We start from the raw sequence: 24,628 nt of genomic DNA, 5'->3' as shown, positions 1-24,628 counted from the left end.
GACGTCCGCGCTCCCAGGATTATCCCCATGCCTAAGATCCGTATCCTGGTGCTCGGCACCGGCAATATGGCCGCCAACCACGCCCGCCACTTCCAGGCTTCTCCCGAAGCAGAGGTGGTGGCCGGCGTCGATATCGACGCCACCCGCGCCCGCGCCTTCAGCGAGGAACATGGCATCCCCCATTCCTTCGGCGATCTCGACGAGGCCATCGCCTGGGGCGCCTTCGATGCCGTCGCCAACGTGACGCCGGACAAGTTCCACCACCCGACGACCATGAAGCTGATCCTCGCCGGCAAGCATGTCTTCTGCGAGAAGCCGCTGGCCGAGACCTATCCGCTGGCTGACGAGATGGCCACCGCCGCTGAGGCGGCGGGGCTGATCGCCATGGTGAACCTGTCCTATCGCGACGTGCCGGCGCTGCAGACGGCGCACACCATGATCGCCCGCGGCGACATCGGCGATATCAGGCATGTCGAGGCCTCCTACCGGCAGAGCTGGCTGGTGGGCAACCACTGGGGAGACTGGGCCACCGAGCCGCGCTGGCTGTGGCGTTTGTCGGAGGACCATGGCTCCAAGGGCGTTCTGGGCGATGTCGGCGTCCACATCCTTGATTTCGCCAGCTATGCGGTCAGCATGACGCCAGTGGCGCTGCAGGCCCAGCTCGCCACCTTCCACAAGGCGCCGGGCGACAAGATCGGCGAATATCCGCTCAACGCCAATGACAGCGCGGTGATGTCGGTGCGCTTCGAGAACGGTGCACTCGGCGTGATCCATACCAGCCGCTTCATGACGGGCTACGCCAATACGCTGAAGCTCAGCGTCTTCGGCACCAGTGGCGCCATCGAAATCAATCACGGGCCCTATACCAGCCTGCGCATCTGTGCCGGCGAGGACATCCACAACCAGGCCTGGCGTGACCTCCATGCCGACCCGGTGCGCACCAATTACCAGCGCTTCATCACCGCCATCCAGCTCGGCGAGAACGCTGAGCCGAGCTTCCGCCACGCCGCCAATCTGCAGCGGGTCATCGATCGCTGCTACGATCCCGATACCAGCGCGGCGCCGGCGATCGCGTGAGGCGGAGGAGGGGTATAAAGTGATACGCACTCACTCCTTCATCACCTCAGAACCTGCCTGAAATAGACGACGCGCTCGGTTTCCTCGAAGCCGAGCGCGCTGTGCATCGCGTGGCTTGCCTGGTTGTCGAGAAAGGCGTCGGACGCGAGTTCGCTGCAGCCCTGCGCCAGCGTCCAGCGCTTTACCGCCTCGACGAGACCTCGCGCCACGCCGCAGCGCCGCCAGCCCGGCTCGACATAGATGCCTTCCAGGAAGCCGACGGGGCTGGTTTCGCAGCCATTGACGTAATCGCGCCGCAGGCTCGCTTCGGCGAAGCCGAGGGGCAGGGCCTCCTCCCGGGCGATGAAGGCAACCCTGTCCTCGCAGCGGGACAGCAGGGCGTCGCAGTCACGGTGAAGGCGCTCGGCATCTTCCTCCGGCCAGAGCGCGGCACGCATCCGCGCCCAGTCGTCGATATCGGCAGGCGTGCAGGCCTCGATCCGCATGGCGCTAGGCCGCCAGGAGCGATTTGAGCCGTGTCTGCGGATCGGAGAGCACTGCGGCGTCGGGCCGGGCGCGGCGGGCGATCAGCATCTCGGCGAGGCGGATGTCCCTGGCAATGGCGTTGCCCGGTCCGATACCGCTGGCCGCGACGAGGCGTGCATCGTCATCGAGATGGAAGAGGATGAAGGAACCATCGGCGCCATCGCGCCGGACAGTCTGGCGCCCTTCGTCGACCAGCCCGGCCACCTGCAGCGACAGCTCATACTGGTCGGACCAGAACCAGGGCACCGCATCGAAGGCCTCGCTGCTCCCGAGCATCGCCTTGGCGGCATGCGCGCCCTGTTCCTGTGCGTTGCGCCAGGATTCCAGGCGCACGCGCCGTCCGCCATAGATCGGCAGGGGAAAGGAGCAGCAATCGCCGGCAGCATGGATGGTCTCATCGCTCGTGCGCAGCCGGTCGTCCACGGCAATGCCGTTGTCGACGGCAAGCCCAGCCGATTGGGCGAGGCCTGTATTGGGCACGGCGCCGACGCCGAGCACGGCCAGATCCGCCTCGATCCGCCTGCCACTGGCGAGGCGGACGGCCGGGCCGGCGCCATGATCCTCGATGGCGGCGATGCCGTCGCCGCACAGGATGGTGACGCCGGCGGCGCGGTGGCGCTCCTGCACGACTCCGGCGATCTCGGCGGGAACGCCGCGGCTCAGCAGGCGGGGCAGGGCTTCGATGATGGTGACCTCGGCCCCCTTCTGGCGGGCGCTGGCAGCCAGTTCCAGGCCGATGAAGCCGCCACCGATGATGGCGATGCGAGCGCCGGGACGAAAACGCTCGCGCAGATGCAGCGCGTCCTCGAAGCGGCGCAGCGTCACGCAGCCCGCATGATCCGCCCCGGGAATGGGCAACCTGCGCGGGGTCGCGCCGGTGGCGAGCAACAGCCTGTGGTAGGCGATCGTGCTGCCATCGTTGAGGCCGACATGGCGCATGGAGCGATCGATCGTGGTGACGGCGCGATCGGCGATATGGGTGATGCCCTCGGTGGCAAAGCGCTCCTCGCCGGCGATGTAGCGCGGCGTCGGATGTTCGTCGTCGACGAGCGCCGCTTTCGACAGAGGCGGACGCTCATAGGGCGCGTGGATCTCCTCGCCGATCAGCGTGACCAGTCCCGTCCAGCCTTGCTCGCGCAGGGCGAAGGCGGCGCGGGCGCCGGCCTCGCCGGCCCCGACAATAACCATCCCGGGGTGCATGGCGCTCATCCCAGCTGGATCTGGACTTTGCCGCCCTCAACCCGGACCGGGTAGGTCTTGAGGTTGATGCACACGGGCGCACCCCGGGCCTGCCCGGTCTTGTAGTTGAAGCGGCCATTATGCTTGGGGCATTCGATGATGTCGTCCATCACCAGCCCATCGGAAAGATGCACCTGCTCATGGGTGCACAGGCCGTCGGTCGCGAAATATTCGTCATCCGGGCTGCGGTAGAGCGCATAGGTGCGTCCGGCATGATCGAAACGCATCACGTCTTCCTGGTCGATATCGTCAGCCTCGCAGGCATCGATCCAGCTGGTGGTCATCAGGTCCTCCCAAAGTATTGTGGGTGTTGTATCACGGATGTTGGCCAGCGAAGCGGGCGCGCGGGTCATCCACAGTCACCACCTCGCCATGCAGGTCGGGGCGATAAGGCCGGGCGCTGGCTGGCAGGGTGCGGCGCACGAAGAATTCCGGATCCTTCATCTGGCGGAAGAGGGCGGGAATGATCTCGCGATAGGCCTCGATGGTGCTGGCATAGGGACGGGGCGTATCGGCCTGCATCGCCCGATGCAGCTCGGGCAGGGCGTGATAGGGCACCATCGGGAACATGTGGTGTTCCACATGGTAGTTCATGTTCCAGTACACGAAGCGGAAGAACGGGTTCATGTAGACAGTGCGCGAGTTCAGCCGATGGTCGAGCACGTTCTCGGCGAGGCCGGCATGCTGCGTCAGGCCGAAATAGAGCATGAGCCAACCGCCATACATGGTGGGCAGGGGCCCCACGAACATCACCGGCAGCCAGGAATGCAGGACGAGCGCCAGGGCGATGACGACGGTGTGAATGGCGAGCCAGATGCGGGCGGTCATGAAGACCTTGGGCCATTCCATTTCAGGCACGAAAGTCTTTTCTTCCTCGCTGAGGCGGCCGGCGGCGTGGCGGAACACGGCCTTGACCGCCGCCCAGGTCGAGGCGATAGCGAATATATTGGAGAGGAGACGCAGCATGGCCGGTGGGCGCATGGCGGCGATCTCGGGGTCGCGGCCGACGATGATCGTATCGGTGTGGTGACGCGTATGGCTCCAGCGCCAGATCGTCGGCTCGCGCATGATCATGAAGCAGGCGATGCCGTAGACGACATCGTTCATCCAGCGCGTACGGAAGGCGGTACCGTGACCGCATTCATGCCAGCGCGAGTCGGACGCCGTGCCGTAGAGAATGCCGTAAAGCACGAAGAACGGCAGGCACCACCAGGTACCCCAGAGCAGGCTGCCGGCGAGGGCGCAACCCCCCAGGCCCGCGAACCACAGGGCGGTGTCGCGGATGGCCGGGCCATCCTCGCGCTGCATGAGCTCCTTCAGGCGCTTTCGCGGAATATCGCAGCGATACCATTCGGCGGCGGCGAGCCCGCTTTCGACCGCGGCCATGGAATCACGTCCGATGAGACTGTAGTCGCGCTGGGTGGGTATCATCGCAAGACATCCTCCGCGGGCGCCGCTGTTGTCAGGCGCGCCGTTCTTAGGAGGGAATGCTATGACGCGGCGGGGCAGCGCTCAAGCAGCTGTTGACAGTATCTATCAAAACACATCAAATCAAATGTCATCATGATGTAAAACCATCAGAGCCATATGCCGCGACCGACCATCCAGGATGTTGCCCGCGAAGCCGGCGTCAGCCCCGCCACGGTCGACCGCGTGCTCAATGCCCGCCTGCCGGTCAAGCCGGAGACGGCCAAGAGGGTGGCGGAAGCAGCTAGCGCGCTCGGCTATCACGCGGCCGGGCTGATCGCGCAGCGCCTGGATCGGGATGTGCCGCTGCTGCGGCTTGGCTTCCTGCTGCTGAAGGGATCCCGCTTCTATCGCCAGCTCGCGCAGTTGATCACCGAGACTGCCGCGGTGGCGCGCGACTATCGCATCACTGCTATCATCGAGCATGTCGGCGATACCTCGCCCGCCCATCTCGCCGAACGCATGCGCGGGCTGGGGGAGCGGTGCCAGGCGCTTGCAGTCGTTTCGGTGGACCATCCCCTGATCGCGGTGGCGGTGGCGGACTTGAAGGAGCGCGGCGTGCCGGTCTTCGCGCTATTGTCCGATTTCGCCACCGACCAGCGCGCAGGCTATGTCGGGATCGACAACCTCAAGGCCGGCCGCACCGCCGGCTGGCTGATCGCCCGCATGGCGCGTCAGCCGGGCAAGGTCGGCATCATGGTCGGCAGCCATCGCTTTCATGGCCATGAGCTGCGCGAGATGGGCCTGCGCAGCTATTTCCGTGAGAATGCCCCGGATTTCGAGGTGCTCGACAGCCGCGTCAACTTGGAGGAGCCGAGCATCGCTTATGAGACGACGTTCGGCCTGCTGCGCCGCTATCCCGATCTCGCCGGGCTCTATGTCGCCGGTGGTGGGATGGAGGGCGTGATCGCAGCGCTGCGGGAGGAGGGAAGGAAGGGCCTTATCGCCATCTGTCCCGAACTCACCGCCGACTCGCGCCTAGCGCTGACAGAAGAGGTCATCACCTATGTCATCGGCACGCCGCTGGCCCAACTGCCCGCCGAGTTGATCCGCGTGATGGCACTCGCCTGCCTGACGGGCGGCGCTGACGTTCCCAGCCAGAGCTTTCTGCCCTTCACTCTCTATCTCCCAGAAAATATCTGAAGATTCAGACGCTTGTGAGATGAACGGAAGGTATTGAAGGCGAAATGCCGCCTTTCCGGAACAATCCAAAAAAGTGCCGCGCGTGTGCCCGCGCGACAAAACGGCTCTTGACAGGCCTCTCCTAAAAATGGAATAATAATTCCAATTCAGAATAAAAAAGGTTCAATCATTCTATTTTCGATTGAGCCCGACAGGAAGGCGAGGCGGTTCCGCCGGCCGGGTTTTGGAAGCGAGTGCGCCGTGGCGCACCAGGGAGAGATCTATGGCAGGCGGAGCGCAGCTCTTCGCACTCAATCACATGGCGGCGCCGAATTTGCGTCTTGCCGAGCTGTTAGCGCTCGCCAAAGCTCTTGGCATTGCGCGTGTCGAGATCCGCAACGATCTTGCCGGAAATGCCATTATCGATGGCACCCCGGCTAATGATGTGGCGGAGGCGGCCGGCAAGGCCGGCATCGAAATCATTTCCATCAATGCCCTGCAGCGCTTCAATGCCTGGTCGCCGGAGCGTGAGCGCGAGGCGATCGAACTCGCCGACTATGCGGCCGCCTCCGGTGCCAGGGCCCTCGTGCTGGTGCCCCGCAATGACGGCGAAGGCCGAGGCGATGGCGAGCGCCTGCCCAATCTCGTCACCGCACTCACCGCTCTCAAGCCCATCCTGGCGCAGAGAGGGCTGATTGGCCTCGTCGAGCCCCTGGGCTTCGAGATCTGCTCGCTGCGCCGCAAGTCCGAAGCCGTCGCCGGCATCGACACGGTCGATGGTGCCGATACTTTCAAGCTGGTGCACGACACTTTCCATCATCATCTGGCGGGCGAAGGGGCGATATTTCCTGAGCGGACCGGGCTCGTTCACATTTCCGGGGTCGATGATTCCGCGGTTGCCGTAGGCGACATGCGCGACAGCCATCGCGTGCTGGTCGACGGCGCGGACCGCCTCGGTAATCTCGTCCAGATCAGGGCCTTGCGCGTCACCGGCTATGCCGGCCCGCTCTCCTTCGAGCCTTTCGCCGAGAGCGTGCAAAAGCTCGATGCATCACAGATCCGCGAGGCTCTCACCGCCAGTATGGCTTTCATTACGGCTGGTGTAGTGTCCTGACAATCAAGCGAATTCCCCGCTAAACGGGGATTATCCGGAAAATGACGGGTGCATCCGGACATCCAGGAGGAACGACGATGAAACGGACTCTTATCGCTCTTGCCGCATCCACCTTGTTGTGCGGCACGGCCTATGCCGAGAATATCGGCGTCAGCATGGCCAAATTCGACGACAACTTCCTCACCGTGCTGCGCAACGGCATGACCGACTATGCCAAGACCAAGCCCGGTGTGAACCTGCAGATCGAGGACGGACAGAACGACGTCAACAAGCAGCTCAGCCAGATCCAGAACTTCATTGCCCAGAAGGTCGACGCAATCATCGTCAACCCCGTCGACACCGACGCGACGCCCCAGATGACGAAGCTCGCCACAGATGCCGGCATTCCGCTGGTCTATGTCAACCGCATGCCCTCCGAAGAAAAGCTGCCTGCGAAGGTGGCCTTCGTGGGCTCGAACGAGGTCGATTCCGGCACGCTCGAGACCAAGGAAATCTGCAAGCTTCTCGGCGGCAAGGGTGACATCGTCGTCATCATGGGCGAATTGTCCAACCAGGCCGCCCGCCAGCGCACGCAGGATGTCGAAGACGTCATTTCCAAGGAGCCTTGCACCGGTATCAAGATCCTGCAGAAGCAGACCGCCAACTGGGATCGCACCCAGGCGATCGACCTGATGACCAACTGGCTGACCTCCGGCATCAAGCCGGCCGCTGTGGTCTCCAACAATGACGAAATGGCCATCGGCGCCATCCAGGCCCTCAAGCAGGCAGGAATTGCCGGCGGCAAGACCCTCGTTGGCGGCGTCGATGCCACCCAGGATGGCCTCGGAGCGATGAAGGACGGCGATCTGCAGGTCACTGTGTTCCAGAACGCTGCCGGCCAGGGACAGGGCGCCGTCGATACCGCGCTGAAGCTCGCCAAGGGCGAGAAGATCGGTGATCCGATGGTCTGGGTGCCCTTCGAGCTCGTGACTCCGGCCAATGCCGACAAGTACATCAAGAAGAACTGATTGAACTGCGCCATGGCTCCTCCGGCCATCGCCGGAGGAGTTCATGATTTTCTCTCCGCCTGTTGCATACGTTTGGATGTGAATCCGAACCGATGGAGCATGCCGTAGCGGCCGGCGCATTTTCGGGCGGAACGGGTCGCGTTTCGCGTCAGGAAAGTGCGACGAAACAAGGGCTTAAGAGCGCAATCAAGCTCGCTGAATGGATTGCGCGCTGGCACAGGGAGAACAAGGATGGCTGTTGCGCATTCGGCCGCGCCGAGCCGCGGCATTGGGAGCTCTGACTATCTCATTGAAGTGGAGGGCGTCCGCAAGGGCTTTCCGGGCGTGCTCGCTCTCGACAACGTCTCGTTCAAGTTGCGGCCGGGCACCGTGCACGCGCTGATGGGGGAGAATGGCGCCGGCAAGTCCACTTTGATGAAGATCATCGCGGGCATTTATCAGCCGGATGGCGGGGTCATGAAACTGCGCGGCCAGGAGGTGCATTTCGCCGGCCCGCTCGACGCCCTCCAGCATGGCGTGGCCATGATTCATCAGGAGCTCAACCTGATGCAGTACATGACGGTGGCCGAGAATGTCTGGATCCGCCGCGAACCCCTGACCCGCCTCGGTTTCGTCGACCATCGCGAACTCAACCGCCGCACGGCTGAGCTCTTCGGACAGCTCAAGATCAAGATCGATCCGACAGTACAGGTCGGCTCGCTCAGCGTCGCCAACCGCCAGATGGTCGAGATCGCCAAGGCGGTTTCCTATGATTCCGACGTGCTGATCATGGATGAGCCCACATCGGCCCTCACGGAGACCGAGGTTTCCCACCTCTTCGAGATCATTCGCGACCTCAAGGCCCAAGGGAAGGGCATCGTCTACATCACACACAAGATGAACGAACTCTTCCAGATTGCTGACGAAGTGTCGATTTTCCGCGACGGCAAATATATCGGCACGGACCTCGCCCAGAACCTCACCCGCGACGAGATCATCCGCCGCATGGTAGGCCGCGAGATCACGCAGATGTTTCCCAAGGAGACGGTGCCGATCGGCGACGTCGTGCTCTCGGTCAAGAATCTGACCCTCAAGGGCGTGTTCCACGACATCTCCTTCGACTTGCGGGCCGGCGAGATCCTTGGTTTCGCCGGGCTGGTCGGGGCAGGGCGCTCCAATGTGGCCGAGACCCTGTTCGGCGTGACCCCCGCCTCCAGCGGCAGCATTGAGATCGACGGCAAGAAGGTCAACATCGCCGCGCCATCGGTGGCCATGCGACATGGCATGGCTTTTCTCACCGAAGACCGCAAGGACACCGGCTGTTTCCTCATTCTCGACATCCTCGAGAACATGCAGATGGCTGTGCTGACGCAGCGCTACGTCAAGGCCGGTTTCGTGTCGTCAGGTGAGGTCGGGCCCGCCTGTTCCCAGATGAGCACGGCGCTGCGCGTGAAGACGCCCAACATGCATGAGCGTATCGAGAACCTGTCGGGCGGCAACCAGCAGAAGGTGCTCATCGGCCGCTGGCTTCTCACCAAGCCGCGCATCCTCATCCTCGATGAGCCGACGCGCGGCATCGATGTCGGCGCCAAGGCGGAGATCCACCGCTTGATCAGCAACCTCGCGGGCGAGGGCGTGGCGGTGATCATGATCTCGTCCGAACTGCCCGAGGTGCTGGGCATGAGCGACCGCATCCTGGTCATGCATGCTGGCCACGCCACCGGCATCCTCGACAGGGCCGAGGCCGACCAGGTGCGCATCATGGAACTGGCCGCGCGCTAGAGCAAAACGCGTTTTGGAATTGGAAAGAACCCCGACAACGCGTCCCGGAGGGCGCTCAAAGAGAAGAACTGGAGGATCCAATGTCTGCGAATGAGGCAACCGGCAAGTCGCCGCAGATATCGAGCGTCAAGCCGCATCGACGGCTCCCGCAGGAACTGAGCATTCTGGTCGTACTCGCCGCCATCATTGCGGTGTTCGAAGCCATCGGCTGGCCGTTGAAGGGCCAGAGCTTCTTCTTCAATTCCGGCCGCCTCAGCATCATCTTCCTGCAGGTGGCGGTGATCGGCATCATCGCCGTGGGCGTAGCCCAGACCATCATCACCAGCGGCGTCGATCTCTCCTCGGGCTCAGTCGTCGGCGCCACGGCAATGATCGCCGCCTCGCTGGCGCAGGTAAGCACCGCGCGCTCGGTGGTCTATCCCCATCTGACGGACCTGCCCTTCATCATACCCGTGCTCGCGGGCCTGGCGACCGGCCTGATTGCCGGCGCCATCAATGGCGCCCTGATTGCCTATGCCAGCGTGCCGCCCTTCATCGCTACGCTCGGCATGATGGTCTCGGCTCGTGGCTTCGCCACCTGGTACACGAACGGCCAGCCGGTCTCGACCTTCACGCCCTCCTTCCGCGTGCTCGGCTCGCCGGTGGAACTGTTCGGCTTCTCGGTGGACGTGCCCACAGTGATCTTCCTGGTGGTCGCGCTGATCTTCCACATCGCGATGTGCTACACGCGCTATGGCAAGTTCACCTACGCCATTGGTTCGAACATGCAGGCGGCGCGCGTCTCCGGCATCGACGTTAAAAGGCACTTGGTGAAGGTCTATGGCATCGCCGGCCTGCTCTCCGGCCTTGCCGGTGTGGTACAGATCGCACGTGCCGGCTCCGGCCAAGCGGGCGCGGGCCTCGGCTATGAGCTGCAGGCCATCGCCGCGGTGGTGATCGGCGGCACCTCGCTCTCCGGAGGCGTGGGACGTATCACCTCGACAGTGATCGGCCTCCTCATTCTCAGCGTGGTGCAATCCGGCTTCACCTTCGTCGGCGTCCAGGCTGCCCCGCAGCAGATCGTGCTCGGCGCCATCATCGTAACGGCCGTCGTGATCGACCAGTATCGCCGGAACAAGCGCCGGAAGGTGTAAGGCTCGAGCCATTCCGACCGAGACTGACGCGGCCCATTCCCGGTGAATGGGCCGCTTTTTGTTGGGGCATCGGCTATCAATGGACCGCCGCTATAGGTAAGTAAGACCCATGACAGGAGAGGCGCTGGCGTGCCGAAAGAATGGTCGCGCCCGTCGGTTCAGGTGGAGTGACAATGGCTGAGGTGACTGTTGGAGTGCCGGTTTACAACGGCGCGGATCTCATAGCCGAGAGCCTGGACTGCCTCGTCAACCAGACCTTCCGGGACATCGAGATTCTGATCTTCGACAATGCCTCCACGGATGGAACACAGCAGATCATCGAAGGGTTTGCTGCCAGGGATCCGCGCATACGCTATGTCAGGCGTCCGGAGAATGTTGGCGCCATCAAGAACTTCATCGATCCGCTTGACGAGGCGACCTCTCCCTATTTCATGTGGCGCGCCCATGACGATCTCTCCTCGCCTGATTATATCGAGAAGCTGCTTGCCGGCCTGAAGCGAAATCCAGGGGCGAAGCTGGCGACCGGAACGATCGAGCATGTCCGTCGCGCCGGGCGCAAGACTGATATCCTCGTGCCTCGATTGCCGCCGCGATCGCTGCCGGCCATCGAAATCGTGCAATTGATGTTCCGTTCCCACGCCGGCTGGTATTACGGCCTGTGGGACACCGCAACCCTGCGCACGCTGGTTCACCGCGTCTGGACCGAATTCCCCTTTGCCTGGGCTTCCGATCATTTGACGCTCTACCCTCTACTGCTCGACCGTGCGGTGGCGGCGGTGCCAGAGACCCGTTTCATCCAGCGTATTGTCGTAAAGGAATATACGCCCAAGAAGGGGGAGAAGCCTCCTCTTGAGCATGTGAAGAAGATGCGGGCCGTCTTCATTAGATCCTGCCAGGATTTCCTGGCCGAGCGCGATTTTGGTGCGGCGACCCGTTTCATCCTGAACGCAGCCATCTGGCCCTACGCCGGCAAGCGCGTCTACACGGCGCGCCGTTTGTTGAAACGCGAGCTGGCCGGCTATTTCAAGCGGCCGGTTCCGTCGGCGCAGAATTGAAACTGGCAGGATTGAGGAAGGCCTCGGCTTCGGTCCGGAGCCGATCGTCCGGCCAGGTCCACCATTTGCTCGCCAGCAGGCGTTCGATTGTCGGCTCGTCGAAGCGGTAGCGGAGCAGCTTGGCCGGCACTCCCCCGACCACGGCATAGGGTGGCACGTCCTTCGTCACCACGGCGCCGGCAGCGATGACCGCGCCGTGTCCGATGGTGACGCCGGTGAGCAGTGTCACATCAAGGCCGATCCAGACATCATGGCCAATGCGGATTGGGCCATCCACGGGCCGGACTTCATCGCGCGTGCGGGTCACGATGCCCCATTTGTCGAGGTAGAAGACGGGGCTGGTCGAGACGAGGTGGAGGGGATGATTGCCCATCGAGACCCCAATATTGGGGCCGAAGGAGCAGAACCCCCCGATCTCTACCACAGGCGAATTCTTGTAGCAGAACTGCTTATAACCATAACTGTACTTGCCAACAGGGATGCCAAAGCGTTTCTCGACAGTCGCACGCATAAGATCGTCACGGGCGGCGTATTTGCTTCGGGAGTATTTGCGTATTGACTGAAGCAAGGGGCGCGGCAGCCTTGCCTGGCTGAGCCAGCGGTCGAAGCCCGAGCGCAGTATGATATTATCCGGTGGGTAATCCAGAAGGACCTGGCGGGAGCTTTCGGGGTTGGTTTCCTGGGACAAATCGGTGCCAGCCTTCCTGCGATTACAACGATTGTTTCAGGCATATCACGAGAGATGGGGAGTGCCTTGGGGAGAGGGTGAGATGTCCTTCGTGACGACCCGCGCAGGGCAGCCCATAACCGTTACTCCAGCCGGTACGTCCCGGGTGACGATAGCGCCTGCTCCGACAATCGCATCGGCCCCAACACGCAGCCTCGGCAGTATGGTTGCGCCCGCCGCGACAAAGGCGCCATCGCCTACCTGGATTTGCCCGCACAGCGTGGCTCCGGGGGCGACATGCACACCATCTCCGATTCGGCAGTCGTGATCGACACTTGCCCTGGTATTGATGATCGTGAATCGACCTATGGTCGCGCAGGCCGATATCGCGCTTCCCATCAGGACCTGGCTGCCCTCCTGCAGACTGGCGTCGACGGCCACGTTTGCGGCCGGGTGGACGAGCGTGCGCGGCGCTAGGCCGAGATCCTTCAGTCGGGAGGCGAGCATGAGGCGATCGCGGCCGTAGCCCCCACCCACCGCAATGGCAAAATCATAGGCCTCCGGCGCATTGGGTTGCTGGGCGAGCCACGCTCTCAAGCCGTCCAGCCCCTGTACGATGGAGACGCCGGGAAACGGAGCCGGCATGCTGCGATTATCGACAACGACAGCAACGCTCGTCCCCAGAGTTTGCGCGAGTTCGCGCAACACCCTGGCATGGCCAGTGCCTCCCCAGAGCACCAAAGGGCGGCTTGGATCGGTCATCACCGCGGTTCTGACAGGATCTCGCACATGGCCCGGCATACGATGTCGACCCTCTCCTCGGTCATATTGTAGCCGGAAGGCAGGTTGATGGAATGTTTGGCGATGGCTTGCCCCCGGTCATCCGGCCTAACCAACCGCTTGGCATTGGGGCGGTCATCGAAGGCCGGCAGGGAAGACAGGGGCGAGAAGAAAGGCCTCGTATCGATGTTGCGCTTGTCGAAAGCCGACATCAGCTCGAATTTGTTGTAGCCCAGCGCCGGATCGAAAACCGCGGTCACCATCCAGTAGGAATTGACCACGCCGGGAGGCTCGGCATTGAGGGTAATGCCGTTCCAATTGCCCAGCCGTTCCTGATACCAGCGGAAGATACCCCTCTTGTGCGCGATCAGCTCGTCGATGCGCTCCATCTGGGCGATACCCAGGGCGGCCGTCACCGCGTTCATGCGATATTTGAAGGCAACTTCGTGATTGAGGAAGTAGCGGTCGCCCGGATTGCGGCCGTGATCGCGCAGGAAGAGCATGCGCTTGGCCAGATCTGCGTCGTCGGTGACGAACATGCCGCCTTCGCCGGTAGCGACCGTCTTCGACCCGTGGAAGCTGAAGGCGGCAGCGCGGCCGAAGGAGCCGGCGCGACGGCCATGATAGCTCGAGCCGAGGGCTTCGGCCGCATCCTCGATGAGATGAAGGCCGTGCTTGTCCGCAATAGCCTGCAGGGCATCCCAGTCGCACATGGAGCCGTAGAGGTCGACGCCGAGGATCGCCCTGGTCTTCGGTCCGATGGCCGCCTCGACCGCTGCCGGATCGATGCACCAGGTATCGGGCAGGATATCGACGAGGACCGGTTCGGCTCCGACATAGACTATCGGCGCGACCGAGGCGATCCAGGTCACGTCCGGCACGATGACCTCGTCGCCCGGGCCGATGCCGAGGGCCGCGAAGATAACGTGCAGGGCGGCCGTCGCATGTGGGACGCCGACGGCATACCGAATGCCGACATACTCGGCCATCATTTTCTCGAAGCGGGCGTTGTAGGCATAGTGGTTGGCATACCACGCCGTGCGCGCGGCCTCGGCGGCGAGCTCCGGCTCGCGATCTGTGATGGAGGGGCCAGCGACAGGGATACGTTCAGGCGCAATGATCACGGTGACTCAAATGCCTTCAATGGGGTGGTCACTCATATCGCGACTACCCGGCGGATGCCAGCCGCGCGATGCCAGTGTCTCTGCACGGAGATTTTGATGAATCTTGTGGATTCCGGCACGGTAACATCGATAACCGGTGGTCAACATGGAATAAGCCCAAATGCCCATCTTTCATGCCAAATGTATCTGCGGCGCCCTTTGCCTCGAGGTCGATGGCGATCCCTTGCACAACCACGCATGCACTTGCACGCGCTGTCAGCGTGCATCCGGCAGCGCACTTGCACACAACGTGTGGTTCCGTGAGGAAAATGTCCGGATCATCTCTGGAGACTATTCCGTATGGTTTCCGCAAGGCGAAACCACACCCGATGTGATGAAAGCGTTTTGCCCGATCTGCGGTGGGGGCGGATTCTCGAAATCCGGAACATATTTTCCCGGCACTGTCGTCATCGCGGGCGGTACATTCGCCGATCCGTCCTTTCCTGCGCCTGATCATGTTCATTGGTGGGACAACCGCCCGTATTGGATTGACCTTGCCGAGACGATCGAGCGTCATGCCGGAATTTGAACTCTCAGAGCATCGCCTATATCACCAACTTTAGCGGGCCTGCGTCGTTTTGCGATCGCTTTCCATCTCGAATGCCGCCGAACGCTTTTGATCGTTGCCGCTCCGCCGAAGAGACAAAGTGCGGAATATCAGAGCTGACCGGGCCGCTCGTTGGCTGTCTTGGAGAGCGTTACCAAAATTCGGTTGCAAGGCGATGGCACCCAGCGCGGCCCGGAAGCACGGTCCTAGAAAACAGGCGATCGCCGTTACTTCACCGTGATCGCAAGACCGGTGACATCGACGTTGACTTGTAGGCCTACCTGCTTGCCTGTGAGTTCGAGTTGGGCGCCCTTGTCATTGGTCATGAGGATCACCTGGGCTCCTTTGATGAGCGCGCCGCCGCCGCCCGCGGCACCGTAGACGCCCGTCACATCGCTGGCGCGGCGAATGTGGCTCACCCTGCCCTGGAAATAGGTCTTAGAGGCCCCGAAGGCGAGTCCCCCCGAAATGCCGCCGATGGAGACAGGATAACGGCGACCATGGAAGATCAGCGTGCCATCGCCTCCTGAGCCACCCACAAAGAAGGCAGCCTTGTAAACGGAGAAGCGGATCGTACCGCTGTCGGCATGCGCGGAGCCGGCAAAGCCGAGGCCTGCTGTGGCAATAGCCAGAACTGAGATCGAACGGAGTCTCGACGAAATATTCATGATGCAAGTCTCTTAAGATCGCCGCTCACCCAGCCAGCAGGGCGTGTCGGCGTCATGTCAAAGTCACACCTGAACAGTCTCGCCGGTCATTAGTTCCAGGCGCGCGGCTTAAATCTAGCTTTGGGAGCGCTGAGGTACTGACTTGGTAAGGAACGAGATCACCTTGTGGGTCGGCTCCGGATCGACGATCCACCATCAGAATCTCGGACTGAACATCTAGGGCTGCACCGTCACGTCCGCGAAGTGCGTCATTTTGTTCTTGAGCGGTGGGAGATGGCGCGCGCGCCGATGAATGTCAGATATCGAACATGATCAATTGGCGCCAGCGGCGCAAGAGCCACACCTGCGAAACTGCGCCATTGGCAGTTAGAATGGAAATCAAACCGCCCGCCTAAATATTTGTACTCGGGCTTGAGCCGCTCTAACCTCCAGAAGAGATTTCTTCGGAGTGCAAGCCATGGCCCGATTTCTGATGATGCCGGCGGTCGGCAGCTGCATTCCGATGTCGGAATTGCCTGCCGATTTCGACGGAGCCATATCGATTACCAAGCCGGTTGGTCAGGGTCCGCTGGCACGCAATCTTCCCGACGACGTCAGGATCATTCAGGAGGCGCTCAATCAGGTCACCGTCAACGGATTGCCGGGAGGGCCGATACCGTTTCTGGTTGTCGACGGCATAGTGGGTCCAAAGACCGTGGCCGCGATCATCAACTTCCAGCGTCTGCAGGTAAAGGAAATGGGCAATCCGGATGGCGTCGTGGAGCCCGGCAAGAAAACCATCCTTCGCCTCAACCAGATCGTGACGCCTGAGTCTAAATTTGATCTCAATGCGAAGCTGGCTCTGGTCTTGCCTCGCGCCAGAGCGGCGCTCTCGGCAGCCGTGCGCAACATCACAGCCGTTATTACGGGCGGGCCGGGTGCCGCTCCACTCGCCGAAGACAGGCTCAACCGGCATTTTCTTCTGAATAGGCTCGACCCGGCCGGGCAGAGCGCCGCTCGCGTTACGCTTTTCGAGACGTTCAGCGAAATGGGGTTCGTAATCGACAGGCCCGATCTTTTTGGCATGTTTGGCGCAATCGAGGCCTTCGATGTCGATCCGAACAACGCCAAGATCGCTCTCACGACGCCAGAGGGTGTTTTCGAGCCGCCGCTGATTAACGGGGAGGACAATCCGGCGAGACACATTCGCCTCGGCTTTGGTTTCTTCGCGCCTTCAGTCAGCCCGGACTTCGGCGCCTTTATCATCATGCACGAGCTATCGCATTTCACCGGTCGTCGTGACGGCGAGTCGATCGAGGACAATGGACGCGGCTGGTTCAACGACACGTTCATCGTACCTCTCGGCGCTGCGGAGCGTCTCCTCAATGCCGACAGTTACGCAGGCTTCGCCTTCGAATGCCTGACGGAGAGCTCGACCAAACCACCCTTCGTCAAGACCGCGCCGGGCGGCCTTGGCGGTGCTCGCTGAAATCCGCTCCTGCTCGAATGCATTTTGCGCTAGGCGGCGTAACGGCTGACCTGCTGGCTGTGAGCACTGCTCGCTGCACCGGAGATCCGACGCATTATGAGCCATGTGCCAGAGTTCCTGAGGAGGATCGTGCCGCCGCCATTCCATTCTCTTGCCGAAATTGTTTCCCTGAGCCGAAGCAAATGACGGGTTTTTTCGTCGTACATTCTCGATGAGACTACCGGACCCTCCAAGGTGAGGTTGAGCTCAATCACTTCGTCCCGAATGCACACATCGCCCCTGTAGCGACCTCCCTCGAAATCGTCACCCTCCAATTGCCCGCGGCAAATCACGCACACGCCAGCCAAGCAGCCCGTTAACGAGGTAGCTACCATGGCGTAGGTACCGTCTAAGTTGTCCGACATCGAATCCCCCATGTTGTAACTACAACATATAAGGCTGGCGTGACACCACTGCGAAGTGCGCTATTGCACGGCGCTGGCTGCCCATCCCAAGACCGCCGGGAACCGAGGCAAACCACGGTTCCCTTAGACTGCCAAGGCGATACAGGCTCAAAGGTACGTTGGACACCCACTAAGGTTTTGAAATGTCTTCGTTCTCACACCTTTGGCCATGGCTCGGTCTCGGCTTCGCCGCGCTGGTACTTGCTTGTTTGCTGTTTGGTGATTTGCGTGGAGACTCCAAGAAACCACGCACCAGGGACATGGTCTGGCTCGCCTGGGCGGCCACTGCCGCCTACCTCGTTCACCAGTTCGAGGAGCACGGCATCGATGCGCGCGGCACGCCCTATGCCTTTCGCGGCTCACTATGCGCCACGTTCGGCTTTCCCGACGCGAACGCCTGTCCAATTCCGGAGACCTTCATCACTGCTGTGAACATTCCAGTGGTGTGGCTGGCTGGTCCGATCTCGGCTCTGCTCGGGCGTCACCGACCGGCGATCGCCCTCAGCTATTTCGGCGTGCCTGCTGTCAACGCGGCGGTTCATCTCGGACCGGCTCTGGTAAGTGGCAGCTACAATCCTGGTCTTGTCACAGCGGTTCTGCTGTTTCTGCCGCTCTCATTGTGGACTTTCTGGGTCGCGCCGCGGCAACCGGGGCTCGGGGTGCGGGCGGTGGTCGCAACCATCGCTGGCGGCGTTCTGATCCATGCCGTGCTGATGCTCTCCCTCAAGGCATATCTTGTCGGCCGGATCGGTCTACACGCGCTTGTGGTGATCCAGATCGTCAATCCGGTAATTCCGATGTTGCTCGTGCTCGGCTTCTGTCGAACGAATGCTGTTGCCCGAGACCGCTTGCAATCCAAATGACCTGAATGGAGGCGCGAAGCAGAGGGTCCGCTTTCGAGGAGAAGGTCAACTTCCGGTTAGCGCGTTTTACTGGCAGACCGAATCATCAAGAATCGAAAAATACTTTTGATTCCAGGAGGTTAATTTCGAAATCCGCTCCTACTCGAACGCATTTTGCCTTAGTTCGGGAAGACGGTGGATCGGGGTTTGGGCGCACGCCCGGTCAGTTTGGCAAGGATCTCGCCGACCTTTGCCATGGTATCCGGGATCATGTCGATGGGGCCGCGAGGGTAGTTCCACCACAGCCATACCAGGAACTTGCGGACCATGGAGCCGGGCTTGGCCTTGGCGTCGGGACCCCAGCAGCGAGCAACGAGGCGGCCGCGCTTGCGTTGACTGCCGCAGGCGTACTGGTTGGTGCGATTATCCGCAATGAGAAGGCCTTCCTGTTCTGCGAGGCGAAAGGTGCGGCTGCGCGGCCAATCCTTGGCCTGCCACGCATTGCCGAATCGATCAGCGATAATCGGCTGGAGTCCGCGAACCATGATCTGCTTGGTCATACTGTTCGGGCCGGCTTCCAGCAGGTGGTCGTCGGCAATCGTTGCCAGGTTTCCCGGGTCGAGCGAGTTGAACAGTTCGGTTCGGATCATGAATGCGTTGGACCGTATCCCGATATTGGGGAACGGCTGATCCCACACCGTCTCGTAACCGCCGCTGGCGCCGACAAAGCCACAGTCAGGCACGGTTTCGAAGGCTGCCAGATAGCTTCTCAGCCAGTTCGGCGCCAGGATGCGGCTCCAGGAGTTGAAGCTCACGATGAACTCGGTGCCGCATACCTTCGAGACGGCCCGGAATACCGTGAGGGGTGTCTGCTCATCCGCGAAATGCATCACCTTGGTCGAGGATGCCGGCACCTGGCCGATCTTCGCGGCAAAAGGGGGCAATTCCCCGGCACCATATCCTTTTACCGCAAACACGAAATCGAAGTCTTCACCGGCTGCAAATCGGCTGATGCTTCGGAAAAACGCGTGGGCAAATCTGGGGTCGTTTACCTTTCGCCAGAGGTATACAACTGTCACACGCGACATGGCCGCCTTGCTTACAAATAGAGTTGGCTTTCTTGTCTTGGATACCGAAAGCAGAAACATGAGCCAGGGTACTGACCGCTTTGGCTCCGAGGCTCAGATCGGTGTGCGGCTATTGACCCGGTCTCTCCACCACTGCACGGTTTCGATGACACGCTCGCGCATTTCGCGCTTTGGCTTGTAGCCTACCTCGGACCGCAGCCTGTCGATATTCGCGAGGATGGTCCGGGGCTCATTGGTTCGATCGGGCAATGCGCCGAAGCGAAGTTCTCCGGTCCCAACCGCGTTGCGTATTTCCTCGGCAAGCTCTGCTATCCGGATGCCCTGGCCGGAGCCGATGTTCACCGGACCGGTTACGTTGGAGACGGCAAGCGCCGCCAGCGCCTCGCCGGCATCCTGAACTGAGCAGAAGTCCCGTACCTGCGCGCCGGAGGTCATCAAGGCCGGCCGGCCGGAAAGAAGGCTGATCGCGATGGAAGAAACAAGCCTGTCAGACTGCTCGTTCGGGCCGAAGATGAAGAACAGGCGCGCCCAGGCAAACTCGATCTCGTGAGGCCCGAAATAGCCTCCGAGAATCTGGCGGGTCGCGTCCTTGGCCACCCCATAGAGGTTGCTCGGCTTGGTGGCGGCAGTCTCGGGAAGGGGCCCCTGTTCGCCTTCGAGGTTATATTCCATGCAGGTGCCGGCACATACAAACCTTCGCACATCCGCGGTTTTTGCCGCGGTGGCAAGACGCATTGTCGCGGCCACCCAATCAAGGTTTTCCTGCGCATTCCAGAATTTGCCGTGCTCGACATACCAGCCCAGATGCAACACGATCTCTGGGCGAGACCAGCCCATCACCCGTCCGGCAGCCCGGTCGTCGAGGAGGTCTGCCTCGATCACGCGGCAGCCTGGAATGACGCTCTCGCGCCGGACGCAAACAACGACTTCGTGGCCGGCCTCCTTCAGAGCGGCTACCGCCCATCGACCGACAAATCCGGTACCGCCCGTGACGAGAATTCGCATGTTGGAACTGTCTTCTTGTACTGCCGCCGCTCTAGGGCGTGTTGTCAGGTTATGGATTGGAGTTTGATGAGGTCAAAAATGGTCAGATCGGAGGAGAATTTCTCGAAGGTCGTATACCTCTCATGCAGTCATCGATCCACGGCTTTCCGCACGATACCTCAGTCAGGCCGCTTCAGGGCGCAGGACAGATGAAGTGTGAATTATCGATCCGGAGTGCGCTTCAAGACATCGTCTCAAACGAAAGTTCAGACTCGAATAGGCGCTTTCTCCTCGAATTGATTTTTTCCATGGTACGCACTACGGACGCCAAATTTGTCGACCACGAAGCGCTCGACACGATATCGAATTAAGGACGAGACATGAAGACGCTGCGTGAATCATTTGATAATTCGAAATATTTGTCCGTCAAGCAGGATAGTTATTTCGATGCTTACGACAAAGTATTGAACAGGTTTATTGGAAAACCCATAACGATAGTAGAAGTTGGCGTGCTGAACGGTGGTTCTCTGTTCATGTGGCGTGATTATTTCGGTGAAAGCGCCAACATAATCGGTGTCGAGTTCAATCCATCCGCCAAAAAGTGGGAGGAACACGGCTTCAGGATTTTTACTGGAGACCAGGCCTCCGAGGAGTTTTGGGACAATTTCTTCAAGGAGGTGGGGCCGGTCGACATCCTGATCGATGATGGCGGTCACACCAACCGTCAGCAAATCGTCACGGTGCTAAAGGCCGTGCATCATATTCGCGACGGCGGCCTGTTGATCGTCGAGGACACCCATGCAAGCTATTTGAAGGCATTCGGCAACCCTTCGCCGTACAGCTTCATCGCATTTGCAAAATCGATCATTGACCGCATTCACGGCCGTTACACAGGAAGCACCCGAGGCGCCAAGCCGCCGGCCCGGCAAATACATTCGGTCGAGTTTTTTGAATCCATGACGGTATTCTCGATCGATCGCCGGCTGACCAAGATGAGCGAGCGCGTCACGAATGGTGGTATCTCGAGCAACGCGGTGGATTATCGCTTCAAGAAAAATGCGGCGGAGCGGCTCAGCGAAAAGGTGGAAAGCAGCAAGGGGCTGGCTCGGAATATCTATAAGAGACTGCTGAAGCGGGAGATGCGTCGGCAGAATTCGTCTCTCAAGAAGTATTTCACCAATATTGACGTCTAGGATTTGTTCTTCGAGATTCGAATACGTACGAATGCGAGAGCTTCCGCCGCGCCGACTGTCCTGGGCACCTCTTCCGTACCGGTCGGTGGTCGCATTTGCCGGAATCGCATTTCGTATGGCCGCTGGTGCAGGCTTACGCCGCCAGCACGCCGGAGGTTATCAGCAGCAGGGCGGCCAGTGCCAGCAGGGCCGTGGCGAACAGGCTCTCGGCAATGTCGGTGGGTGTCATCCGTCTCATCCGTCTCGTCGTTCTCCGTGGGCGGCGTTCTAATCGAAGACGGGGGACACGGCTGTGACTCTGGGAACAGGGGTGCAAGTCGTGGGAGTCGGGTGCAGGCGTTTACTCGCGATCCCTTCAGTTCGGGCTGGCGGCTGCTCGGCCGGACGCCGGCCTCATTCCGCCAGCTTCAGTACCGTGTTCCAGTTGCGGCCGGTCACCAGCGTGCCGAGATGGCGCTCGATCGCCTTGGTGGTGAGCTTGGAGGTGCCGATGCCATCGGGATAGACGGCATAGAGGCAGCGCTCGCCGGCGGCGACGGATTCGCGCCCCCTGATGGCGCCGCGCAGGGCTTCGACATCAGCCTCTGCGATGGCGCCCTTGGCTGGCAGGAGGAGGAGATGGGAAGGATCCTCCTTCGCTTCGGCTGCGAAGGGATTGGCTTCGATCATGGCCTGCCATTGCGGGGCGGTGCGGATGATGAAGGCAGTGGTGACGCCGAAATGCTCTTCCACCGCCTTCTCCCAGCGACGCTCCAACTGGGTGGGATTGGCCTCATCCGTCTCGAAGGTGAGATTGCCGCTCTGCAGCAGTGTCGTCACCGCGGCAAAGCCGAGCTTTTCGCCGAGGCTGCGCAGTTGCGCCATCCGGATCGTGCCGGTGCCGCCGACATTGACGGCGCGGAGAAGTCCGATGTGGCGCATGGTGGTATCCCCGCGAGCCGAATCGGACGGCACAATAGCGCAAGCTTGGCGCGGCCTGCCTCCACAATCGGGACGGATGGCCCAGCCTGCGATATAGTGCGCCGTCCGAGGGGACGACAGCCGGGCTTCCTGCGCATCGAGGACGCGTAGGGCCCGCCATTGGCAGGCAAGGCACGCAGGTTCCGCCGCCGCTAAGTATAAGTCGCATCCCTATTTGACGCTGCCAAGCATCTGTGAAAGCAATAGGTTATGGGAGCGCAGTCTCTTCCGGCCGAGTCGCCGGCCCGCTCCGTTCTTTTCTCCGTCCCGGCGCCTGAGGCGGAAAGGCATATGCTTTTCAGCAGCATCCACCGGCATCAAGATCATGAGAGGCCGATCAACGGTCCGTCGGGAAACGCATTGACCGGTGTGCGCGCGCTCAGCCGCGCCGTACCGGCTGGGAGAGAAAACCAATGGCATATAGTTCGGTAACGGCCAGTTCTGCCGGGCCGATTTCCAGGGACGACAAGAAGGTCATCTTCGCTTCCTCCCTGGGCACGGCCTTCGAATGGTATGATTTCTACCTCTACGGCTCGCTGACGGCCTATATCGCCGCCCAATTCTTTTCGCCGCTGAGCGAGACCGCGCGCTTCCTCGCGGCGCTGCTCGCCTTCGCCGCCGGCTTCATCGTCCGCCCCTTTGGCGCGCTGGTGTTCGGACGTATCGGCGATCTCGTCGGGCGCAAATATACCTTCCTGGTCACCATCACGCTTATGGGCGCGTCGACCTTCCTGGTCGGCCTGCTGCCCAGCTACAGCTGGTTCCAGGATAATCTCGGAGCGGGATTTTTGGCTCCGACCATTCTGATAGCCCTGCGCGTCGTACAGGGACTGGCACTTGGCGGCGAGTATGGCGGTGCGGCGACCTATGTCGCCGAGCATGCCCCGGCGAACAAGCGCGGCCTGTTCACGGGCTGGATCCAGACCACCGCCACCGGCGGCCTGCTGTTGTCGCTGATCGTCATCCTGATCATCCGCCTCTCGATGGGAGACAGCACCTTCGCCGCCTGGGGCTGGCGCCTTCCCTTCCTGATCTCCGTCGTCCTGCTGGGAATCTCGGTGTGGATCCGCATGCAGCTGGCGGAAAGCCCGGCCTTCGTCAGGATGAAGGAGGAGGGCTCACACTCCAAGGCGCCGCTCTCCGAAGCCTTCCTGCAATGGCGCAACCTCAAGATCGCCCTGATAGCCCTCTTCGGCATGGTCGCGGGCGAGGCCGTCGTCTGGTATTCCGGCCAGTTCTATGCGCTGCTCTACCTGACCAAGGTCCTGCGTATCGACCTGACCACGGCCTCGATCCTGTTGGCGATAGCCCTGGCGATCGGCATGCCCTTCTACGTCATCTTCGGCGGACTGTCGGACAAGATCGGCCGCAAATGGATCATGTTGATTGGTTTCCTGCTGGCCGCGGTCTTCTACCAGCCGATCTTCAAGGCCATCACCCATTACGGCAACCCGGCGCTCGAGAAGGCGCTCGCCGAATCGGCTGTCACGGTGACGGCTGATCCTGCCGACTGCTCGGTGCAGTTCGATCCCGTCGGCACCGCGAAGTTCACGTCCTCCTGCGACGTGGCCAAGAACTTCCTTGCCAGCGGTTCGGTCGCCTACACCAACCAGGCGGCGCCAGCCGGCACGCCCGCTTCGGTGAAGATCGGCGATACGGTGGTTTCCTACGTTTCGACGGCGGGGCTCGATGCGGCCGCGGCCGCCGCCAAGAAGGCCGAGTTCACCACGGCGCTCTTCAAGGCCCTGAAGGATCACAACTATCCGGTCGTCGAGAAGCAGGTGCCGGCGAAGAACCCTGACGGTACCCCCGCCAAGAATGCCGACGGCACCGACAAGACCACGACGAGCTATCTCATGGCGCCGGCCGATCTCAACGCCATGAACAAGCCGATGCTCGTCGTCATGCTTCTCGTGCTGGTCCTGCTGGTCACCCTCGTCTACGGCCCGATGGCGGCGGCGCTGGTGGAGCTGTTCCCCACGCGGATCCGCTACTCCGGCATGTCCTTGCCTTACCACATCGGCAATGGCTGGTTCGGCGGTCTCGTGCCCTTCGTGGTCTTTGCCATGGTGGCGGCCAGCGGCGACCTTTATTACGGCCTCTGGTACCCGATCGTGGTGGCGGCCCTGACCTTCATCATCGGGCTGATCTTCGTGCCGGAAACCAAGGACCGCGATCTCGACAACATTCCGTCCTGAGGCATCCCCAGTTCGACACGACGGCGCGGCATGGCAGCATGTCGCGCCGCCTTCATTTCCGGTGAACAGTGCGGGTGGTATCGGGGTGTCATGCTGGAAAGCCGGCCTCCCGGCAGTTTAAACTTGC

The 24,628-nt window shown here is 61.4% G+C and carries 23 protein-coding genes; 12 read left to right on the top strand and 11 right to left on the bottom strand.

What is annotated here, in order from left to right; genetic code table 11:
• Nucleotides 1-36 precede the first annotated feature (36 nt).
• Nucleotides 37-1,077 (top strand): Gfo/Idh/MocA family protein, encoded by a 1,041-nt coding sequence (locus ACMDCR_RS21255; RefSeq protein ID WP_413993688.1) that lies wholly within the window; start codon nt 37-39, stop codon nt 1,075-1,077.
• Nucleotides 1,078-1,118: 41 nt separating this feature from the next.
• On the opposite strand, the gene aac(6') is transcribed toward ACMDCR_RS21255, so the two are convergent.
• The 4 genes from aac(6') to ACMDCR_RS21235 are packed head-to-tail and all read right to left on the bottom strand — an operon-like array spanning nt 1,119 to nt 4,272.
• Nucleotides 1,119-1,562 (bottom strand): aminoglycoside 6'-N-acetyltransferase, encoded by a 444-nt coding sequence (aac(6'), locus tag ACMDCR_RS21250; protein ID WP_413988526.1) that lies wholly within the window; start codon nt 1,560-1,562, stop codon nt 1,119-1,121.
• 4 nt (nt 1,563-1,566) lie between these two features.
• Nucleotides 1,567-2,811: an NAD(P)/FAD-dependent oxidoreductase gene (locus tag ACMDCR_RS21245; protein ID WP_413988525.1), complete on the bottom strand. Its 1,245-nt coding sequence runs from the start codon at nt 2,809-2,811 to the stop codon at nt 1,567-1,569.
• The gene (locus tag ACMDCR_RS21240; protein ID WP_284312438.1) at nt 2,808-3,125 is read right to left on the bottom strand and encodes a MocE family 2Fe-2S type ferredoxin; all 318 of its coding nucleotides are present in this window, start codon (nt 3,123-3,125) and stop codon (nt 2,808-2,810) included. The genes ACMDCR_RS21245 and ACMDCR_RS21240 overlap by 4 nt, the downstream gene beginning before the upstream one ends.
• 31 nt (nt 3,126-3,156) lie before the next feature.
• The gene (locus tag ACMDCR_RS21235; protein ID WP_413988524.1) at nt 3,157-4,272 is read right to left on the bottom strand and encodes a fatty acid desaturase family protein; all 1,116 of its coding nucleotides are present in this window, start codon (nt 4,270-4,272) and stop codon (nt 3,157-3,159) included.
• A gap of 156 nt (nt 4,273-4,428) precedes the next feature.
• Here ACMDCR_RS21235 and ACMDCR_RS21230 point away from each other — a divergent pair, with 156 nt between their 5' ends.
• From ACMDCR_RS21230 to ACMDCR_RS21205, 6 genes are all read left to right on the top strand, one after another.
• Nucleotides 4,429-5,451 (top strand): LacI family DNA-binding transcriptional regulator, encoded by a 1,023-nt coding sequence (locus tag ACMDCR_RS21230; protein ID WP_413988523.1) that lies wholly within the window; start codon nt 4,429-4,431, stop codon nt 5,449-5,451.
• Between the two features lie 262 nt (nt 5,452-5,713).
• Nucleotides 5,714-6,544, top strand: coding sequence for a TIM barrel protein (locus ACMDCR_RS21225; RefSeq protein ID WP_413988522.1), 831 nt, complete (start codon nt 5,714-5,716; stop codon nt 6,542-6,544).
• 77 nt (nt 6,545-6,621) lie between these two features.
• Nucleotides 6,622-7,551, top strand: coding sequence for a sugar ABC transporter substrate-binding protein (locus ACMDCR_RS21220; protein WP_413988521.1), 930 nt, complete (start codon nt 6,622-6,624; stop codon nt 7,549-7,551).
• Between the two features lie 231 nt (nt 7,552-7,782).
• Nucleotides 7,783-9,312 (top strand): sugar ABC transporter ATP-binding protein, encoded by a 1,530-nt coding sequence (locus ACMDCR_RS21215; protein WP_413988520.1) that lies wholly within the window; start codon nt 7,783-7,785, stop codon nt 9,310-9,312.
• A gap of 80 nt (nt 9,313-9,392) precedes the next feature.
• Complete coding sequence (locus ACMDCR_RS21210) at nt 9,393-10,445, top strand: ABC transporter permease (RefSeq protein ID WP_413988519.1); 1,053 nt, start codon at nt 9,393-9,395, stop codon at nt 10,443-10,445.
• A 173-nt stretch (nt 10,446-10,618) separates the two neighbouring features.
• A complete protein-coding gene (locus tag ACMDCR_RS21205; RefSeq protein ID WP_413988518.1) occupies nt 10,619-11,500 on the top strand; it encodes a glycosyltransferase family 2 protein in 882 nt (293 codons plus the stop codon).
• Here ACMDCR_RS21205 and ACMDCR_RS21200 read toward each other — a convergent pair.
• The 3 genes from ACMDCR_RS21200 to ACMDCR_RS21190 all read right to left on the bottom strand — a co-directional run bounded on the left by ACMDCR_RS21200 (nt 11,469) and on the right by ACMDCR_RS21190 (nt 14,071).
• On the bottom strand, nt 11,469-12,011 hold the full coding sequence (locus ACMDCR_RS21200) for a CatB-related O-acetyltransferase (protein WP_413988517.1): 543 nt from the start codon (nt 12,009-12,011) through the stop codon (nt 11,469-11,471). The genes ACMDCR_RS21205 and ACMDCR_RS21200 overlap by 32 nt on opposite strands.
• A gap of 222 nt (nt 12,012-12,233) precedes the next feature.
• Nucleotides 12,234-12,929 (bottom strand): acetyltransferase, encoded by a 696-nt coding sequence (locus ACMDCR_RS21195; RefSeq protein WP_413988516.1) that lies wholly within the window; start codon nt 12,927-12,929, stop codon nt 12,234-12,236.
• Complete coding sequence (locus ACMDCR_RS21190) at nt 12,929-14,071, bottom strand: DegT/DnrJ/EryC1/StrS family aminotransferase (protein WP_413988515.1); 1,143 nt, start codon at nt 14,069-14,071, stop codon at nt 12,929-12,931. The genes ACMDCR_RS21195 and ACMDCR_RS21190 overlap by 1 nt, the downstream gene beginning before the upstream one ends.
• Nucleotides 14,072-14,231: 160 nt before the next feature.
• Between ACMDCR_RS21190 and ACMDCR_RS21185 the strand changes: the two genes are divergently transcribed.
• A complete protein-coding gene (locus tag ACMDCR_RS21185) occupies nt 14,232-14,639 on the top strand; it encodes a GFA family protein (RefSeq protein ID WP_413988514.1) in 408 nt (135 codons plus the stop codon).
• A gap of 245 nt (nt 14,640-14,884) precedes the next feature.
• Here ACMDCR_RS21185 and ACMDCR_RS21180 read toward each other — a convergent pair whose 3' ends face one another.
• Entirely contained in the window at nt 14,885-15,325 is a 441-nt protein-coding gene (locus tag ACMDCR_RS21180; protein WP_413988513.1) for a hypothetical protein, read from the bottom strand.
• A gap of 457 nt (nt 15,326-15,782) precedes the next feature.
• On the opposite strand from ACMDCR_RS21180, the gene ACMDCR_RS21175 reads away from it, so the two are divergent.
• Both ACMDCR_RS21175 and ACMDCR_RS21170 read left to right on the top strand, forming a co-directional pair.
• Nucleotides 15,783-16,793, top strand: a complete 1,011-nt coding sequence (locus tag ACMDCR_RS21175; protein ID WP_413988512.1) for a hypothetical protein — start codon at nt 15,783-15,785, stop codon at nt 16,791-16,793.
• Between the two features lie 586 nt (nt 16,794-17,379).
• Complete coding sequence (locus ACMDCR_RS21170) at nt 17,380-18,099, top strand: HXXEE domain-containing protein (RefSeq protein WP_413988511.1); 720 nt, start codon at nt 17,380-17,382, stop codon at nt 18,097-18,099.
• A 158-nt stretch (nt 18,100-18,257) separates the two neighbouring features.
• Here the strand turns inward: ACMDCR_RS21170 and ACMDCR_RS21165 are convergent, their stop codons facing one another.
• Both ACMDCR_RS21165 and ACMDCR_RS21160 read right to left on the bottom strand, forming a co-directional pair.
• Nucleotides 18,258-19,166 (bottom strand): hypothetical protein, encoded by a 909-nt coding sequence (locus ACMDCR_RS21165; RefSeq protein WP_413988510.1) that lies wholly within the window; start codon nt 19,164-19,166, stop codon nt 18,258-18,260.
• A gap of 93 nt (nt 19,167-19,259) precedes the next feature.
• Entirely contained in the window at nt 19,260-20,171 is a 912-nt protein-coding gene (locus ACMDCR_RS21160; RefSeq protein WP_413988509.1) for an NAD-dependent epimerase/dehydratase family protein, read from the bottom strand.
• A 359-nt stretch (nt 20,172-20,530) separates the two neighbouring features.
• Between ACMDCR_RS21160 and ACMDCR_RS21155 the strand changes: the two genes are divergently transcribed.
• Nucleotides 20,531-21,343, top strand: a complete 813-nt coding sequence (locus ACMDCR_RS21155; RefSeq protein ID WP_413988508.1) for a class I SAM-dependent methyltransferase — start codon at nt 20,531-20,533, stop codon at nt 21,341-21,343.
• A gap of 393 nt (nt 21,344-21,736) precedes the next feature.
• On the opposite strand, the gene ACMDCR_RS21150 is transcribed toward ACMDCR_RS21155, so the two are convergent.
• Complete coding sequence (locus ACMDCR_RS21150) at nt 21,737-22,264, bottom strand: DUF1697 domain-containing protein (RefSeq protein ID WP_413988507.1); 528 nt, start codon at nt 22,262-22,264, stop codon at nt 21,737-21,739.
• Between the two features lie 452 nt (nt 22,265-22,716).
• Between ACMDCR_RS21150 and ACMDCR_RS21145 the strand changes: the two genes are divergently transcribed.
• On the top strand, nt 22,717-24,501 hold the full coding sequence (locus tag ACMDCR_RS21145) for an MFS transporter (RefSeq protein WP_413988506.1): 1,785 nt from the start codon (nt 22,717-22,719) through the stop codon (nt 24,499-24,501).
• The last annotated feature ends 127 nt before the right edge of the window (nt 24,502-24,628 follow it).

This window comes from Labrys okinawensis (genome assembly GCF_047345005.1).
Lineage (GTDB): Bacteria > Pseudomonadota > Alphaproteobacteria > Rhizobiales > Labraceae > Labrys > Labrys okinawensis.
The sequence above is the reverse complement of the archived record's forward strand: the minus strand, read 5'-3'. Positions and strand labels throughout refer to the sequence as shown.